Source organism: Streptomyces sp. CA-179760 (assembly GCF_050937045.1).
Lineage (GTDB): Bacteria > Actinomycetota > Actinomycetes > Streptomycetales > Streptomycetaceae > Streptomyces.
Map to the genome: position 1 here is coordinate 4,785,566 of NZ_JBNJLZ010000001.1, position 16,187 is coordinate 4,801,752.

The 16,187-nt window shown below is 67.7% G+C and carries 14 protein-coding genes and 1 pseudogene; 7 read left to right on the forward strand and 8 right to left on the reverse strand.

All coding sequences use genetic code 11. The features are described 5' to 3' along the window. Positions 1-117: 117 nt before the first annotated feature. Both ACQEV8_RS21575 and ACQEV8_RS21580 read left to right on the forward strand, forming a co-directional pair. Positions 118-582, forward strand: a complete 465-nt coding sequence (locus tag ACQEV8_RS21575; RefSeq protein ID WP_432962584.1) for a MarR family winged helix-turn-helix transcriptional regulator — start codon at positions 118-120, stop codon at positions 580-582. 37 nt (positions 583-619) lie between these two features. Next, positions 620-1,072, forward strand: a complete 453-nt coding sequence (locus ACQEV8_RS21580) for an N-acetyltransferase family protein (RefSeq protein ID WP_432962586.1) — start codon at positions 620-622, stop codon at positions 1,070-1,072. A 71-nt stretch (positions 1,073-1,143) separates the two neighbouring features. Here the strand turns inward: ACQEV8_RS21580 and ACQEV8_RS21585 are convergent. After that, positions 1,144-2,528: pseudogene (locus tag ACQEV8_RS21585) on the reverse strand (serine hydrolase domain-containing protein). 74 nt (positions 2,529-2,602) lie between these two features. Beyond that, positions 2,603-4,084 carry a replicative DNA helicase gene (gene dnaB, locus ACQEV8_RS21590; protein WP_432962588.1) on the reverse strand — a complete coding sequence of 494 codons (1,482 nt, stop codon included), beginning with the start codon at positions 4,082-4,084 and terminating at the stop codon, positions 2,603-2,605. Between the two features lie 460 nt (positions 4,085-4,544). On the opposite strand from dnaB, the gene ACQEV8_RS21595 reads away from it, so the two are divergent. Continuing rightward, a complete protein-coding gene (locus ACQEV8_RS21595; protein WP_432962590.1) occupies positions 4,545-5,882 on the forward strand; it encodes an MATE family efflux transporter in 1,338 nt (445 codons plus the stop codon). Between the two features lie 181 nt (positions 5,883-6,063). Here the strand turns inward: ACQEV8_RS21595 and rplI are convergent, their stop codons facing one another. From rplI to rpsF, 4 genes are all read right to left on the reverse strand, one after another. After that, the gene (gene rplI, locus ACQEV8_RS21600; protein ID WP_215120326.1) at positions 6,064-6,510 is read right to left on the reverse strand and encodes a 50S ribosomal protein L9; all 447 of its coding nucleotides are present in this window, start codon (positions 6,508-6,510) and stop codon (positions 6,064-6,066) included. Positions 6,511-6,528: 18 nt separating this feature from the next. Next, positions 6,529-6,765, reverse strand: coding sequence for a 30S ribosomal protein S18 (rpsR, locus tag ACQEV8_RS21605; RefSeq protein WP_003949403.1), 237 nt, complete (start codon positions 6,763-6,765; stop codon positions 6,529-6,531). Positions 6,766-6,809: 44 nt separating this feature from the next. After that, a complete protein-coding gene (locus tag ACQEV8_RS21610) occupies positions 6,810-7,403 on the reverse strand; it encodes a single-stranded DNA-binding protein (protein ID WP_432962592.1) in 594 nt (197 codons plus the stop codon). A 76-nt stretch (positions 7,404-7,479) separates the two neighbouring features. Next, positions 7,480-7,770, reverse strand: coding sequence for a 30S ribosomal protein S6 (gene rpsF / locus ACQEV8_RS21615; RefSeq protein WP_030847098.1), 291 nt, complete (start codon positions 7,768-7,770; stop codon positions 7,480-7,482). A gap of 263 nt (positions 7,771-8,033) precedes the next feature. Here rpsF and ACQEV8_RS21620 point away from each other — a divergent pair, with 263 nt between their 5' ends. The 3 genes from ACQEV8_RS21620 (at position 8,034) to ACQEV8_RS21630 (ending at position 10,732) form a co-directional block, all read left to right on the forward strand. Then, positions 8,034-8,351, forward strand: coding sequence for a hypothetical protein (locus ACQEV8_RS21620; RefSeq protein WP_432962594.1), 318 nt, complete (start codon positions 8,034-8,036; stop codon positions 8,349-8,351). Between the two features lie 166 nt (positions 8,352-8,517). After that, a complete protein-coding gene (femX, locus tag ACQEV8_RS21625; protein WP_215120323.1) occupies positions 8,518-9,639 on the forward strand; it encodes a peptidoglycan bridge formation glycyltransferase FemX in 1,122 nt (373 codons plus the stop codon). A 61-nt stretch (positions 9,640-9,700) separates the two neighbouring features. After that, the gene (locus ACQEV8_RS21630; RefSeq protein ID WP_215120322.1) at positions 9,701-10,732 is read left to right on the forward strand and encodes an alanine racemase; all 1,032 of its coding nucleotides are present in this window, start codon (positions 9,701-9,703) and stop codon (positions 10,730-10,732) included. 109 nt (positions 10,733-10,841) lie between these two features. Here the strand turns inward: ACQEV8_RS21630 and ACQEV8_RS21635 are convergent, their stop codons facing one another. Together ACQEV8_RS21635 and ACQEV8_RS21640 are read right to left on the reverse strand one after the other, a co-directional pair. Beyond that, a complete protein-coding gene (locus ACQEV8_RS21635; RefSeq protein ID WP_432972881.1) occupies positions 10,842-12,353 on the reverse strand; it encodes a glycosyltransferase family 87 protein in 1,512 nt (503 codons plus the stop codon). Positions 12,354-12,475: 122 nt separating this feature from the next. Then, the gene (locus tag ACQEV8_RS21640; protein WP_432962597.1) at positions 12,476-15,112 is read right to left on the reverse strand and encodes a transglycosylase domain-containing protein; all 2,637 of its coding nucleotides are present in this window, start codon (positions 15,110-15,112) and stop codon (positions 12,476-12,478) included. 387 nt (positions 15,113-15,499) lie between these two features. On the opposite strand from ACQEV8_RS21640, the gene ACQEV8_RS21645 reads away from it, so the two are divergent. Continuing rightward, positions 15,500-16,183, forward strand: a complete 684-nt coding sequence (locus ACQEV8_RS21645; protein ID WP_184593854.1) for a PadR family transcriptional regulator — start codon at positions 15,500-15,502, stop codon at positions 16,181-16,183. The last annotated feature ends 4 nt before the right edge of the window (positions 16,184-16,187 follow it).

A 16,187-nucleotide genomic window follows, 5' to 3' on the forward strand; every position in this document is an offset into this window, starting at 1 on the left:
GCAGGAGCGCTTAACGTGCGCCCACAATAGTTGCACACGCGGGCTACAGGCAAACGACGTCAATTGCGAGGCTGCTCTATCCTGGGTGTCAGCCGCTCCGGGACGGAGGAAACGCCAATGACAGCGACGGACCCCGCGCTCACCGCGCTCGCCCAGGGCTGGTGCGCCCTTTCCCTGCTGCACGGGAGGATCGAGGGCCACATCGAGCGCGCCCTGCAGGCCAAGCACGACCTGAGCGCGCGGGAGTACTCCCTGCTGGACGTGCTCAGCCGGCAGCACGACGGGGACGGAGGCCATCTGCAGATGAAGCAGGTCGCCGACGCAGTCGTGCTCAGCCAGAGCGCCACCACCCGTCTGGTCACACGCCTTGAGGACCGCGGGCTCCTGGAGCGCTATCTGTGCCCCACCGACCGGCGGGGCATCTACACGAACGTCACCGAGACGGGCCTCGAGTTGCTGGAAGCGGCGCGGCCGACCAATGACGCCGCCCTGCGCGAGGCTCTGGACCAGGCGGCGAAGAACCCCGAGCTGGCACCGCTGGTCCGGGTGGTCGAGACCCTGAAGACCCCGGTGCCCGCATAGGGCGCTTCCGCGCCGGCCATCTGCGTAGGCTGCGTCCATGGGAGATCTTGAGATACGTGCCGCCGTCGCCGACGACGTCCCGGCGATCGTCGGAATGCTCGCGGACGACCCCCTGGGCGCACAGCGCGAGTCACCGGACGACCTCGCCCCATACCTGACCGCACTGGAGCGGCTCAGCGCCGACCCCAACCAGCGTCTGGTCGTGGCGGTCCGGGAGAGCCGGGTCGTCGGCACACTCCAGCTCACGATCATTCCCGGGCTGTCCCGACGCGGTACGACCAGGTCGATCATCGAAGCCGTGCGCATCCACGCCGATGAACGCGGCAGCGGCCTGGGAACACAGCTCATGGAATGGGCGATCAGCGAATCCCGGGACTCGGGCTGCCAGCTGGTCCAGCTGACCTCCGACGCATCGCGCACCGACGCCCACCGCTTCTACGAGCGGCTCGGCTTCACGGCCTCCCACATGGGCTTCAAGCTCCCGCTGTGACCGGCATGCGAGGGCCGCTCTGTTTCACGTGAAACAGAGCGGCCCTCGTCGTCACCGCCTACCCGAACTGCCTACCCGATCCCGCGCCACCCCTCCGGGTCGACCCCACCCGGCACAGGAGCCCCCTCGTCGTACGGCTGACGCGTGAACACGAACGAGCCGAGGTCCAGATGACTCACGGACCCGTCCGGCCGCCGTACGGCCTTCAGGAGCTCGCCGGCGTAGTAGCCCTCCAGGCCCGTCCATGTGCCGTCGCCGTTCGGGCGGAACCGCGAGCGCCGGCCTGCGCCCGACAGCGGTCCCAGCGAAACCAATCCGTCGGCCGTCAGCCGCAGCGCATGGGTGTGCGTCCCCCAGTACCACTGACCCGTCAGCTCCAGCATCGACGGATCGACATCGCTCAGCGGCTTCCACGGGGAGGGGATGCGCGGTTCCGCCTCGGCGACGATGCGGACCAGGTCGGCGGCAACGGAGAACAGCAGCGGGCCCGAGGTGCAGTTGGCCAGGACGACCGCCGCCACATCCTCCTCCACACCGATCATGAGGCATGCGAGGAAGCCGGGCAGCGAACCGGTGTGCCCGACGAGGGACCGCCCGTTCCGCCGCCGGATCTCCATCCCCAGGCAGTAGGCGTAGCCGCTCGCCACGTCCGCCGCGTCGTGGGGCGCTGCCGGTGTCCTCATCTCCCGCAGCGACTCAGCGCTCAGTACCCGCTCGTGGCCGTTGACCAGGAAGGCCGCGAAACGCGCCAAGTCACCCGTGGTCGACCACAGTTGCCCTGCCGGGGCCATGCGTCCCAGATCCTCGGTGGGCTCCGGGAGCATCACGTCGGCCCACGGGTGCACCGCCCAGCCACCCGCATGCGGCGCCTGAGGTCGCACGCTCGTGCGGTGCAGCTCCAGGGGTTCGAGCACTTCGCGCCGAAGGACTTCCTCCCAGGAGGCGCCCCGCAATTTCTCGATGAGCGCGCCGAGCAGCGCGTAGCCCGGGTTCGAGTAGTGGAACCGGCGGCCGGGCGGAGACAGCAGGGGCCGCTCGCCCAGCACATCGGCGAGTTCGGGCCGCAGCGATCCTGGACTCCGCTCCCACCAGGGCCCCGGCGTCTCGGCCGCCAGTCCCCCGGCGTGCGCGAGCAGTTCGGCGACGGTCACCTCCCCACGCCGGTGCCCGGCAGATGCTTCTCCACCGGATCCCCGAGGTCCAGCACGCCCTCGTCACGCAGCCGCAGGACGAGAACCGCCGTGAAGGTCTTGGTGATCGAGCCGATCCGGTACTGCACGCTCTCGTCCGGCGCATGCCCCTCCACCGAGGTCCGCGCACCCGTCCACACCGGCTTCCCGTCCCGCACGACGGCCGCGACGAGCGACGGCGCCCGGCCTTCGGCCTGGGCGACGGCGATCCGGTGCAGCAGTGCGCGACGTGTGCCGGGAAGCAACTCTTCCTGAGATGTCGTCATGGGTCCCAGTCCACCCGTCCCGGCCTCGCCGAGTCGAGCACATTCCGGGCCCGCGCCGCTGGACCACGGTCAGGTCAGGTCTGCGCCATGTCGACGAACCGTGAGTAGTGGCCCTGGAAGGCGACCGTGATCGTCGCCGTCGGGCCGTTTCGGTGCTTGGCCACGATCAGGTCGGCCTCGCCCGCGCGCGGCGACTCCTTCTCGTAGGCGTCCTCACGATGCAGCAGGATGACCATGTCGGCGTCCTGCTCGATGGAGCCGGACTCACGCAGGTCGGAGACCATCGGCTTCTTGTCCGTGCGCTGCTCGGGACCACGGTTCAGCTGGGAGAGCGCGATGACCGGGAGCTCCAGCTCCTTGGCCAGCAGCTTGAGGTTACGGGACATGTCCGAGACCTCCTGCTGACGGCTCTCGGCCCGCTTGGACCCACCGGACTGCATCAGCTGGAGGTAGTCGATGACGACCAGTCGGAGGTCGTTGCGCTGCTTGAGGCGGCGGCACTTGGCTCGGATCTCCATCATCGACAGGTTCGGGGAGTCGTCGATGTAGAGCGGCGCCGCGGAGACGTCCGGCATCCGGCGGGCCAGACGCGTCCAGTCCTCGTCCGTCATCGTGCCCGACCGCATGTGGTGCAGGGCGACCCGGGCTTCGGCGGACAGCAGACGCATCGCGATCTCGTTGCGTCCCATTTCGAGCGAGAAGATCACGCTCGGCAAGTTGTTCTTGATCGAGCAGGCTCGCGCGAAGTCCAGCGCGAGCGTGGACTTACCCATGGCGGGACGCGCGGCGATGACGATCATCTGGCCCGGGTGCAGACCGTTGGTGAGCGAGTCGAAGTCCGTGAACCCCGTGGGCACGCCGGTCATCTCACCGCTGCGTGAGCCGATCGCCTCGATCTCGTCGAGCGCGCCCTCCATGATGTCGCCGAGCGGCAGGTAGTCCTCGCTGGTGCGCTGCTCGGTGACCGCGTAGACCTCTGCCTGGGCGCGGTTGACGATCTCGTCGACGTCGTCGTCGGCCGCGTATCCCATCTGTGTGATGCGCGTACCCGCCTCGACCAGGCGCCGCAGGACGGCACGCTCGTGGACGATCTCCGCGTAGTAGGCGGCGTTCGCCGCCGTGGGCACCGTCTGGACGAGGGTGTGCAGATACGACGCCCCGCCGACCTTGTTGATCTCACCGCGCTTGGTGAGCTCGGCGGCGATGGTGATGGGGTCAGCCGGCTCGCCCTTGGCATAGACGTCGAGGACGGCCTGGTAGATCGTCTCGTGGGCGGGCTTGTAGAAGTCGTGGCCCTTGAGGATCTCGACGACGTCGGCGATGGCGTCCTTGGACAGGAGCATGCCGCCGAGGACGGACTGCTCGGCCTCGATGTCCTGCGGCGGTACCCGTTCGAATGACGTGCCTCCGCCGCCGTCCCACTCGCTGTTGTCCCTGCCGCGCTCGTGCTGCTCGTCGCGGCCCCGGGCGCTGTCACCACGTCGGCGGGAGGAGGGCAGACGATCACTGGGCCCGCTGTCGGCCCACGGGTCGTCCAAGGGCTCGGAAATGCTCACCGAGCCACCTCCTCCCGTCCGCCGCAGCAGACCTAGCCGTGCCTCTCTTTTCTACGGCACGGCACTGACAAATGAGAGGCCCAACTCCGGTTACTGGGCGCCGGTTTTGTGACGTTTTCAAAACCGACGGACGGAGCGGGCGCCGGACTACCGTAGGCCCGTCGGCACCGTCAGCCAATCTGGTTATCCACAGGCCATGTGGACGACGGCCCAGATGCTGTGGAGAACTCGGCGAAACCTGTGCACGACCCGGTGGACAGGCCTGTGAACAAGCACCGACCCGTCCCAGGCAGTTCGCTCTGACCTGCAGCTTTGCCATCCACGGGCTGTGCAGAAGAAAAACTTCCCCAACCGGCCCAAGATCGCTTCGAATGGTGCACGGCAGTGCGCACCTCTGGACGAATGGTAAGGGTCACAAAAGCTTTGCATCTCTTACCTGTGGACGATTAGATTGGTGCACATGACACAGGCCCCCGCGCGCCCTCGATCCGGCCGGAGACAGCACGACCGAGAGATCGTCGCACTCGCTGTGCCGGCCTTCGGCGCGCTCGTCGCCGAGCCCCTCTTCCTCATGACCGACACCGCCATCGTCGGCCATCTGGGCACAGCCCAACTCGCCGGTCTCGGCGTCGCCTCGGCCCTGCTGATGACCTCCGTCAGCGTCTTCGTCTTCCTCGCCTATGCCACGACAGCGGCGGTCGCCCGCCGCGTCGGCGCGGGTGATCTCCCGGCCGCCATCCGCCAAGGCATGGACGGCATCTGGCTGGCTCTGCTCCTCGGCGCCGGTGTCATCGCCGTCGCCCTGCCGACAGCGCCCCACCTCGTGGACCTCTTCGGCACCTCGGACGCGGCAGCCCCCTATGCGATCACGTATCTGCGCATCTCCGTGCTCGGCATACCGGCGATGCTCGTCGTCCTCGCCGCGACCGGTCTCCTGCGTGGCCTGCAGGACACCAAGACCCCGCTCTATGTCGCCGTCATCGGCTTCGTGGCCAACGGCGCCCTCAACGCAGGGCTCGTGTACGGGGCGGGGCTGGGCATCGCCGGCTCTGCCTGGGGCACCGTCATCGCCCAGTGCGGCATGGCCGCGGTCTACCTCGCGGTGGTTCTGCGTGGAGCGCGGAAGCATGGCGCCCCCCTTCGCCCGGACGCCGCCGGGATCAGGGCCTCCGCTCAGGCCGGTGTGCCCCTGCTGGTCCGCACCCTCTCCCTGCGGGCCATCCTGATGATCGCGACGGCGGTCGCCGCCCGACTCGGGGATGCCGACATCGCCGCCCACCAGATCATCCTGTCCCTGTGGAATCTGCTCGCCTTCGCCCTCGACGCCATCGCCATCGCGGGGCAGGCCATCATCGGGCGCTACCTCGGAGCCGGTGACACACAAGGCGCTCGCGCCGTATGTCGTCGCATGGTGGAGTGGGGTATCGCCGTCGGGGTCGTCCTCGGTGTCCTGGTCGTCCTCACCCGACCGGCGTTCCTGCCTCTGTTCACCAGTGACCCGGCGGTCAAGGACGCGGCCCTGCCCGCCCTGGTCATCGTCGCCCTCTCGCAGCCCATCTCCGGCATCGTCTTCGTCCTGGACGGAGTCCTGATGGGCGCAGGCGACGGTCCCTACCTCGCCTGGGCGATGGTGCTCACCCTGGCGGTCTTCACCCCGGTCGCCTTGCTGGTTCCGGTACTGGGCGGTGGACTCACCGCCCTGTGGGCCACCATGACGCTGATGATGACCATGCGAATGCTGACCCTGTGGCTCCGGAGCCATTCAGGCCGCTGGCTGGTGACGGGCGCGACCCGCTGACTGCCGGGCTCGGCCGATGGACTGTTTCACGTGAAACACGGTGTTTCACGTGAAACCAGATACTGCGTATCCAGGGGCCACGCGTCGTCTCCGGATACGGCGAGGCGCGACCGGAGACGATGATGGGGCCGCACCCCGAAGGGTGCGGCCCCATCGCTCACTGCATCAGCGAGCACGGCACTCAGGCCGCGACGACCTCGATGCTGACCTTGGCGTCAACCTCGGGGTGCAGACGCACGGACGACTGGTGAGCGCCCAGCGACTTGATCGGCGAACCGATCTCGATGCGGCGCTTGTCGACCTCGGGGCCACCGGCAGCCTTGATCGCCGAGGCGATGTCGGCCGGGGTGACGGAACCGAAGAGGCGACCGGCGTCGCCGGCACGGACGGCCAGGCGAACCTTGACGCCCTCGAGCTGGGCCTTCACCTGGTTGGCCTGCTCGATGGTCTGGATCTCGTGGATCTTGCGAGCACGACGGATCTGCTCGACGTCCTTCTCGCCGCCCTTGGTCCAGCGGATAGCGAACTTCCGCGGGATCAGGTAGTTGCGAGCGTATCCGTCCTTGACGTCGACGACGTCGCCCGCGGCACCGAGGCCAGAGACCTCGTGGGTGAGGATGATCTTCATGTGTCGGTCACCCTTCCCTTATCGCGCGGTGGAGGTGTAGGGCAGCAGCGCCATCTCACGGCTGTTCTTCACGGCCGTGGCGACGTCACGCTGGTGCTGCGTGCAGTTGCCGGTCACGCGGCGGGCACGGATCTTGCCGCGGTCGGAAATGAACTTCCGCAGCATGTTCGTGTCCTTGTAGTCCACGTACGTGACCTTGTCCTTGCAGAATGCGCAGACCTTCTTCTTCGGCTTGCGCACAGGCGGCTTCGCCATGGTGATTCTCCTGTGTGATCAAGAAGTGTGGGTGCGAACCCGCCCTAGAAGGGGGGCTCGTCCGAGTAGCCGCCGCCACTGCCGCCGCCGGAGTTTCCACCCCAGCCGCCGCCACCGCCCTGGTTGCCACCGGCGGGAGCGCCGGTCGCCCACGGGTCGTCAGCGGGAGCGCCGCCGCCCTGCTGGCCGCCACCGGGGCCGCCGCCCCAGCCGCCGCCACCCTGGCCGCCACCGCCGCCGCTGCCGCCGCCGTAACCGCCCTGGCCACCGCGGCCGGTGGTCTTGGTGACCTTGGCCGTGGCGTTGCGCAGGCTGGCGCCGACTTCCTCGACGTCCAGCTCGTAGACCGTGCGCTTGACGCCCTCGCGGTCCTCGTAGGACCGCTGCTTCAGCCGGCCCTGCACGATGACGCGCATGCCTCGCTGGAGCGACTCGGCGACGTTCTCAGCCGCCTGACGCCAGACCGAGCAGGTCAGGAAGAGGCTCTCGCCGTCCTTCCACTCGTTCGTCTGGCGGTCGAAGGTGCGGGGAGTGGACGCGACACGGAACTTCGCGACGGCCGCACCGGAGGGGGTGAAGCGCAGCTCGGGGTCGTCGACAAGATTGCCGACCACCGTGATGACGGTCTCGCCTGCCATGGGGAACCTCTCGGCGGGTTTGCTGCTGGCTGCTTGTGCTGCTACTCGAATCCCGGGATCAGCTGAGCGGGAGAGCTCAGTGGGTCTCGGGGCGGAGGACCTTGGTCCGGAGGACCGACTCGTTCAGGTTCATCTGGCGGTCGAGCTCCTTGACGACCGCAGGCTCGGCCTGCAGGTCGATGACCGAGTAGATGCCCTCGGGCTTCTTCTTGATCTCGTACGCGAGACGACGACGGCCCCAGGTGTCGACCTTCTCGACCTTTCCGCCGCCGTCACGGACGACAGAGAGGAAGTTCTCGATCAACGGAGAGACAGCGCGCTCCTCGACCTCGGGGTCGAGGATGACCATCACCTCGTAGTGACGCATGTGGAACCCACCTCCTTTGGACTCAGCGGCCACGGTCGATCCGTGGCAGGAGGGTTGTGATGCGTATCCGACGGTATCGGCCACCACTGACAGTCGGGGTTCTGTCGAGAACCCTCTACCGTGACATGGGCAGACACCGGTGCGGACGGTACAGAGTACCCGCACAGTGGCTTGCGGTTGAAATCCGGCCGTGAGGGCAGCCAATCTGTACACATCGGGTGTGTATGGCGCTACGATGCGCCGACTTTCGCAGGAGGTGCCCTATGGCACAGGCATTGCGACCCAACACCGCCGGCGGCCTCTTCGCCACGGACGGCAAGCCCCACCCCCTCCAGGACACCCTGCTCGCGGTGACCCTGGTGCTGGGCATCACGTCGTTCGTCGTGGCACTCGTCGACGATGACCTGCACCTGCTCAGTTCCTGGACCGGCCTGGTGGGCATTCTCACCGGTGCGTACGGCCAGTGGATCTCGGAGACGACCCGTGAGCGCTTCGGCCTGATCCTGGGCCTGGGAGCCTCGGCTGTCGGGTTCTTCCTGGGCATGGCGCACGGCGGGTTGTTCGGCGGGCTCATCGACTGACGCCAGGCACACCCCACCTGAATATCGCGTGACGCCCCGGCCGCCCACGGGCCGGGGCGAAGGTTCCGTACGCCCAACCGGCGCGCTCCCAAGGCGCAGTAGGCTTCGCGCGAGAGCCGGAGCCCCTGAACCCATGGGGACACACCAGCCCGAGGAGCGCCCCGAAATGAGCCTGACCCTGAGGACCATCAGCCGCGAGCAGCATCTGGCCTACATCCAGAGCCTGCCGTCGGCGAGCCACATGCAGGTCCCGGCCTGGGCTGACGTCAAGGCGGAGTGGCGCTCCGAGCACCTCGGGTGGTTCGACGACCGGACCGGCGAGCTCGTCGGTGCCGGCCTGGTCCTCTACCGGCAGCTCCCCAAGATCAAGCGCTATCTCGCGTACCTGCCCGAGGGCCCGGTCATCAACTGGTTCTCGCCGAATCTGCAGGAATGGATCGAGCCGATGCTGGCTCACCTGAAGCAGCAGGGCGCCTTCTCCGTGAAGATGGGCCCGCCGGTGATCATCCGGCGCTGGGAGGCCGCCTCCATCAAGCAGGGCATCCAGAACCCGGACGTGAAGCGGCTGCGCGACATCGAGGCCGACCACATCGAGCCGCGTGCCTTCGAGGTCGCGGACAAGCTGCGCCGCATGGGCTGGCAGCAGGGCGAGGACGGCGGCGCCGGGTTCGGCGACGTCCAGCCCCGGTACGTCTACCAGGTGCCGCTGGCCAACCGCTCCCTGGAAGAGGTCCACAAGAACTTCAACCAGCTGTGGCGCCGCAACATCAAGAAGGCCGAGAAGGCCGGCGTCGAGGTCGTCCAGGGCGGCTACCAGGACCTCGAGGAATGGCAGCGGCTGTACGAGATCACTGCCGTGCGCGACCACTTCCGGCCGCGCCCGCTGTCGTACTTCCAGCGCATGTGGACGGCCCTCAACACTGAGGACCCCAACCGCATGCGGCTGTACTTCGCCCGGCACAACGGCGTGAACCTGTCGGCCGCCACGATGCTGATCGTCGGCGGGCACGTCTGGTACTCCTACGGAGCCTCCGACAACATCGGCCGTGAGGTCCGCCCCTCGAACGCGATGCAGTGGCGGATGCTGCGCGACGCCTACGCGCTCGGCGCCACCGTCTACGACCTGCGCGGCATCTCCGACTCGCTGGACGAGACGGACCACCTCTTCGGTCTGATCCAGTTCAAGGTGGGTACGGGCGGCCAGGCGGCGGAGTATCTCGGCGAGTGGGACTTCCCGCTGAACAAGCTGCTCCACAAGGCGCTCGACATCTACATGTCGCGCCGCTGACCCCGCACCCACCCCTCATCCCGCACCTCTGACAGCCACGAGAAAGGTTCCAGGTCCGGCCATGGCGCTCACGCTCTACGTCGACACCGCGCGCTGGCGTGCGCACCACAAGCACGTGCAGGATCAGTTCCCTGGGCTCGTCCCGGTCTGCAAGGGCAATGGTTACGGCTTCGGGCACGAGCGGCTGGCGGAGGAGGCCACCCGGCTGGGGTCGGACATCCTCGCCGTCGGCACGACGTATGAGGCCGCCCGCATCAAGGACTTCTTCGGCGGCGACCTGCTGGTGCTGACGCCGTACCGGCGCGGCGAGGAGCCGGTGCCGCTGCCGGACCGGGTCATCCGCTCGGTCTCGTCGATAGACGGCGTCTACGGCCTGGTCGGGGCCCGCGTGGTGATCGAGGTGATGTCCTCGATGAAGCGGCACGGCATCAGCGAGCAGGACCTCGCCCAGCTGCACGCCGCCATCGAGAACGTCCGCCTGGAGGGCTTCGCCATCCACCTGCCGCTGGACCGCACCGACGGCTCGGACGCGGTCGAGGAGGTCATCGGCTGGATGGACCGGCTGCGTGCGGCCCGGCTGCCCCTGCACACCATGTTCGTCAGCCACCTCAAGGCCGATGAACTCGCCCGTCTCCAGCAGCAGTTCCCGCAGACCCGGTTCCGTGCTCGCATCGGCACGCGGCTGTGGCTGGGGGACCACGAGGCCACCGAGTACCGCGGCGCGGTCCTGGACGTCACGCGTGTCGCCAAGGGCGAGCGCTTCGGCTATCGGCAGCAGAAGGCGGCCTCCGACGGCTTCCTGGTGGTCGTGGCGGGCGGTACGTCGCACGGGGTGGGTCTGGAGGCCCCCAAGGCGCTGCACGGCGTCATGCCGCGCGCCAAGGGCGTCGCCCGCGCCGGCCTCGCGACGGTGAACCGGAACCTTTCGCCGTTCGTCTGGGGTGGCAAGCAGCGCTGGTTCGCCGAGCCTCCGCACATGCAGGTCTCGATCCTTTTCGTGCCCTCGGACGCGCCGGAGCCGAAGGTCGGCGAGGAGCTGGTGGCCCATCTGCGGCACACCACCACGCAGTTCGACCGAATCATGGACCGCTGACCGGCGTGGTGCACTGAGGTCGCACAGCTCAGCAAGAAGGCCGTACACGGCTTCCCGTGTACGGCCTTTCTGTACGGCCTACCGCTGTACGGCCTTTCGCATTGTTCGCTCAGAGCGAACCGCTGGTCGCGTCCCCTTTGCCCCACTGGACCTGCGCCCCTTCGAACCGAGCGGTCGTGTGCCGCGAGGGACGGGCCGCAGGACCGAGGACGAAGACGTCCTCGGCGCCGTCGAGCACTCCGCCCGAGGGATCGTCGTCGCCGGACCGACGCACCGGATCCCGCTCCGGCATGAGGATGTCGCGCACGATCATGGCGCACAGGTACAGCGTCCCCAGCAGATGCAGGCCGATGGCCCAGTGGTAGCCGTCGGTAGGCAGACCCTTGTGGGCCTCTCCGCTGGTCGTGTACGCGAGGTACAGCCAGATCCCCAGGAAGTACGCCACCTCGCAGGCCTGCCAGATCAGGACGTCCCGCCATTTCGGCCGGGCGAGGGCGGCCAGGGGCACCAGCCACAGGACGTACTGCGGCGAGTAGACCTTGTTGGTGAGGATGAACGCCGCGACGATCAAAAAGGCAAGCTGGGCGAACCGCGGGCGGCGCGGAGCAGTCAGGGCGAGCGCCGCCACAGCCACGCAGCACACCAGCATCAGCAGCGTGGCGAGCGTGTTGACGGTGTCGATGCTGAGCGGGTCGTCCGAGTTCTGGGCCATGATGAGCCAGAAGGAGCCGAAGTCGACGCCCCGCTCCTGGCTGAACGTGTAGAACTTCGACCAGCCCTCGAAAGCGAAGAGCATCACCGGGCCGTTCACGACGGCCCAGGCGACGATCGCACCGCCCAGAGCCTTCCCGAAGGCACGCCACTTGCCCGCGCGCCAGCACAGCACCAGCAGCGGCCCGAGGATCAGGAAGGGATAGAGCTTGGCGGCCGTGGCCAGCCCCAGCAGGACGCCGAAGGCGAGGGAGCGGCCGCGTGACCACATCAGCATCGCCGCGGCCGTCAGAGCGACCGCCAGCAGATCCCAGTTGATGGTCGCCGTCAGCGCGAAGGCGGGCGCCAGGGCCACCAGCAGACCGTCCCAGGGGCGCCGGGCATGCGTACGGGTCACGCAGACGGCGATGACCGACGCGCACACCATGAGCATCCCGGCGTTGACCATCCAGTACCACTGCTCCTGGTACTGGATGGTGCCGCTCCCCGGCGTCAACCAGGAGGCGACCTCCATGAAGACACCGGTCAGTACCGGGTACTCCAGGTACTGCATGTCGCCGGGAAGCCGGTCGAAGTACGGAACGAGCCCGTCGGCGAAGCCGCGCCCCTGATAGAGGTGCGGGATGTCCGAGTAGCACGCGTGCGTGTACTGGGAGCTGGCACCGAAGAACCAGGCGCCGTTGAAGCAGGGTGCCTTCTGGACCAGGCCGAGAGCGAACATGCCGATCGCCACCAGCGCGATCACCCGCGCGGGTGTCCACCGGGACGCCCCGAGCAGGGCACGCCGCCCCAGCGGGCCGCCGATCAGCTCGCTGCCGGCCGCGGCGACCTCGTCCTCCGTGGTCGGCCGCACCGGGTCCGGCTCGTGGACGCTCGCTTGCGTCGATTCTGCACTGGGCATGCCGCACATCCTGCCGTACGTGTCTATCAATACGCCGAGGGCCGCCGTACCCGAGTGGGTACGGCGGCCCATGTTTCACGTGAAACAGCTCGGCGTTTCACGTGAAACACCCAAGCCGGGCGATCGGTCGGCTATCCCTCGGGGCCTCCGAAGATGCCTCCGTTTCCGTTTCCTCTGCTGTTGCCGCCGTCTTCGCTCGTATCCGTTGGCGAGGGCGAGGTGCTCGGCTCTCCGCCCGTGCCGCCGTTCTCCGTTCCACCATCTTCCTCATCGCAGCCGAAAAAGCCGCAGGTGTCGGTGGGCGAGGGCGAGGGCGACGACGACCCGCTGGGCGTGGCGCTCGGGGACTCGGTCGCGGTCTCGCTGGGCTCCGCAGTGGGAGTCGGCGTCGGCGTCGGAGCGCCCACCGCGTCCTGGATGTCGCCGATCTTCACGGGCTCCGGGAAGCCGAGGTCGGTCTCGCCCTTCAGCGCGGCCTTCATGTACTCGGTCCACACCAGCGTGGGGACGTCACCACCGTGGATGGACACCTCGCCCGCCGTGCCGTTCATGGAGAGCAGCTTGGCGCTCTTGGGGTCCTCACGGAACATCGCGACCGAGGTCGACAGCTGCTGGGTGTAGCCGACGAACCAGGCCGACTTGTTCTCGTCCGTCGTACCGGTCTTGCCGGCTGCCGTACGGCCCAGGGAGAGCGCGTTCTTACCCGTACCGTTCTGGATGACGTTCTCCAGAACGTTCGTGACGTTGTTCGCCACGTTCTCGGGCATCGCCTGCGTGATCCTCGGCTTCTCGAAGCCGGGAACCTCCTCCCCATTGGACTTGACGCTCGTCACCGAGTACGGAGCGGCCTGCTTGCCGGAGGCGGCGAACGTCGCGTACGAGTCGGCCATGCGGATCGCACTGGGAGTCGACGTGCCGAGCGCGAACGACGCGTTGAGGCCCGCGAAGCTGCTGTCCAGGATGCCGGCCTTCTCGGCCAGGTCAGCCACGTTCTTCATCCCCACATCCATGCCGAGCTGCACGAACGGGGTGTTGACGGACTGCTCCATCGCCTTGCGCAGGGAGATGTAACCCCACGGGCGATCGCTCTCGTTCTCCTGAAAGAAGGGCGTGTTGTCCTTCTTCATGACGTAGGTGCCGTCGTTGTTCCTGATCTTGAGGTGGTCGTTGCCGTTGTACTTGCTGAGCGGTGAGAGTCCGACGCCCTCGCTCCGGTAGGTGCCGTGCTCCATGGCGGCGGCGAGCACGAACGGCTTCCACGTCGAACCGACGGGGACACCCGAGGTGTCCGCATTGTTGTTGAAGTGGCCGTTCTCGTACCCCGCGCCACCATAGAGCGCGACGATCGCGCCGTCCTTGGGCTTCACCGACGCCGCGCCGAACTGGACGTGCTTGTCAAGCTCACGCTTGTCCGGGTCGAGCTTTTCCTTCTCAACCTTCTTGACGGCCTTGGTCAACGCCTCGACCTTGGCCTTGTCGAAGGTCGTCTTTATCTGGTACCCGCCCTGATCGAACTGCTTCTCCGTGATGTTGGAGTGGTTCAGGACGTACTTCTTGGCCGTGTCCGCCAGGTAGCCGATCTGGCCGCTCATGCCCTTGGCCGCCTTGCGGTCATCGGGCATGGGGTACGTCTTGATCGCCTTCTGGTACTCGGCGTCCGAGAGCTTGTTGTCGTTGTGCATCTGCTGGAGGATCCAGCCCCAGCGCTCCTTGGACCGCTTCTCGTTGGCCTCGGCACTCGCCGAGGTGTCGAGGCTCTCGTTGCCCGCGGGGTCGTAGTACGTCGGGCCCTTGAGCAGGGCGGCGAGGAAGGCGCACTCGCTCGGCTCGAGCTTGACCGCGTCCTTGCCGTAGTACGTCTGGGCGGCGGCCTGGATGCCGTAGGCGCCGCGGCCGTAGTACGAGGTGTTGAGGTACCCCTGGAGGATCTCGTCCTTGGTGAGCTTGGTGCCCACCTTGATCGAGATGAACATCTCCTTGAACTTACGGGTGACCGTTTGGTCCTGGCTCAGGTAGGTGTTCTTGACGAACTGCTGGGTGATCGTCGAACCACCCTGCGTGTCGCCGCCCCGGGCCATGTTCGCCAGAGCCCGGGCGATGCCCATGGGGTCGACGCCCGAGTCCTGGTAGAAGCTCTTGTTCTCGGCCGAGATCACGGCCTGCTGCATAGCCTTGGGGATCTTGTCGATCGTGACGTTCTGCCGGTTCTGGCCACTGCCGGTCGCGATCATCTGCTTGCCGTTGGACCAGTAGTAGACGTTGTTCTGCGACGAGGCGGCCGCGTTCTCCTCGTTGGGGACGCCCACCATCGCGTAACCGATGCCCGCCACGGCCACCAGGCTCCCGATGAAGCCGATGCACAGGCCGGAGACGAGCCTCCAGGACGGCACCCAGCGTTGCCAGCCGTATTTGCCGGCCCGCGGATAGTCGATCGGCCGCTTCTTGTCGTACATGGCCGGGCGCCCCTTGCCCCGCCCGGGCCCGTTCGGCCCGCCGGGAGAGGCGCGCCGACCGCCACTTGTCGGTTCGGCCGCTCTGCGGCGGCCGCCCCCACTTCTCTGCGCCGCACGCCGGGCCTCCGCTCGGCCGCCGTACTGGCGCTCCTCACCCCCCGAGTCGTAGGAGTCCGACCCATAGGAGTCGGACGGAGACCCGGTGGCGCCTCGCGGTGCCGCGCGGCGGCCGGAGGACGAGCCGGACTGGCCGCGTCGGGCCGCGGCACGTCCGCCTCCCTGCGGCTGCGGCGGTTTGCGACGGTGCTCGCTCATCGAACGACTACTCCTCGGGCAGGCGCACCCCTGCGCCTGGAAACGGTTGCTAGTTTCCGGTCCCCCCGAAGTACGGATGCGGTCGGCTCCGCATTCATCGGTCCCGCATGCACCCGTACTACACCGAAGACGAGGACGCCCTCAGGCGTCCCACGGTTCCCGGTGATGTGCATGGCGCACAGACTACGCACCGCCAAAACCTGCCGAGGACCGAAGTTCACCTCAAATCAGGCAACTCACGTCTGACGAATCGGTGATGTGACCCCGTTCACCACACCCCCTCTTGTCGCATCCGCAAGGCCGTTCTATCGTCGTGATGTATCGAGTCGATACATCAGCTCGACACATCGGACCGAGACATCGGACCGCGGGAGAGAGGAGGCGACTATGAGCCGGCGTTCCGGGATCCTCGAGTTCGCCGTACTCGGCCTGCTCCGCGAATCTCCGATGCACGGCTATGAGCTGCGCAAACGACTCAACACATCACTGGGTGTGTTCCGTGCGTTCAGCTACGGGACGCTGTACCCCTGCCTCAAGACGCTGGTCGCCAACGGCTGGTTGATCGAGGAGCCGGGGAACACCACCGAGGACGCCCTCGCAGCCCCCCTCACGGGGCGGCGCGCCAAGATCGTCTACCGGTTGACGGCGGAGGGCAAGGAGCACTTCGAACAGTTGCTCTCGCAGACCGGGCCCGACGCGTACGAGGACGAGCACTTCGCCGCCCGTTTCGCTTTCTTCGGGCAAACCTCACGCGATGTGCGCATGCGCGTGCTGGAAGGCCGCCGCAGCCGGCTGGAGGAGCGCCTCGAGAAGATGCGCGTCTCCCTCGCCCGGACCCGGGAGCGCCTCGACGATTACACGCTTGAGCTCCAGCGCCACGGGATGGAGTCCGTGGAGCGCGAGGTGCGCTGGCTGAACGAGCTCATCGAGAGCGAGCGGGCGGGGCGGGACCTCAACGGTTCCTCCTCCGGGGAGCCCGCTTCGCGTGACACCACATCTGGAGCGTCGGGCGGCCTGCCCCGGCCGGGGGACGACCCCCGTCCGGATACGCCCGACGACACCGCCACGTGAGAGC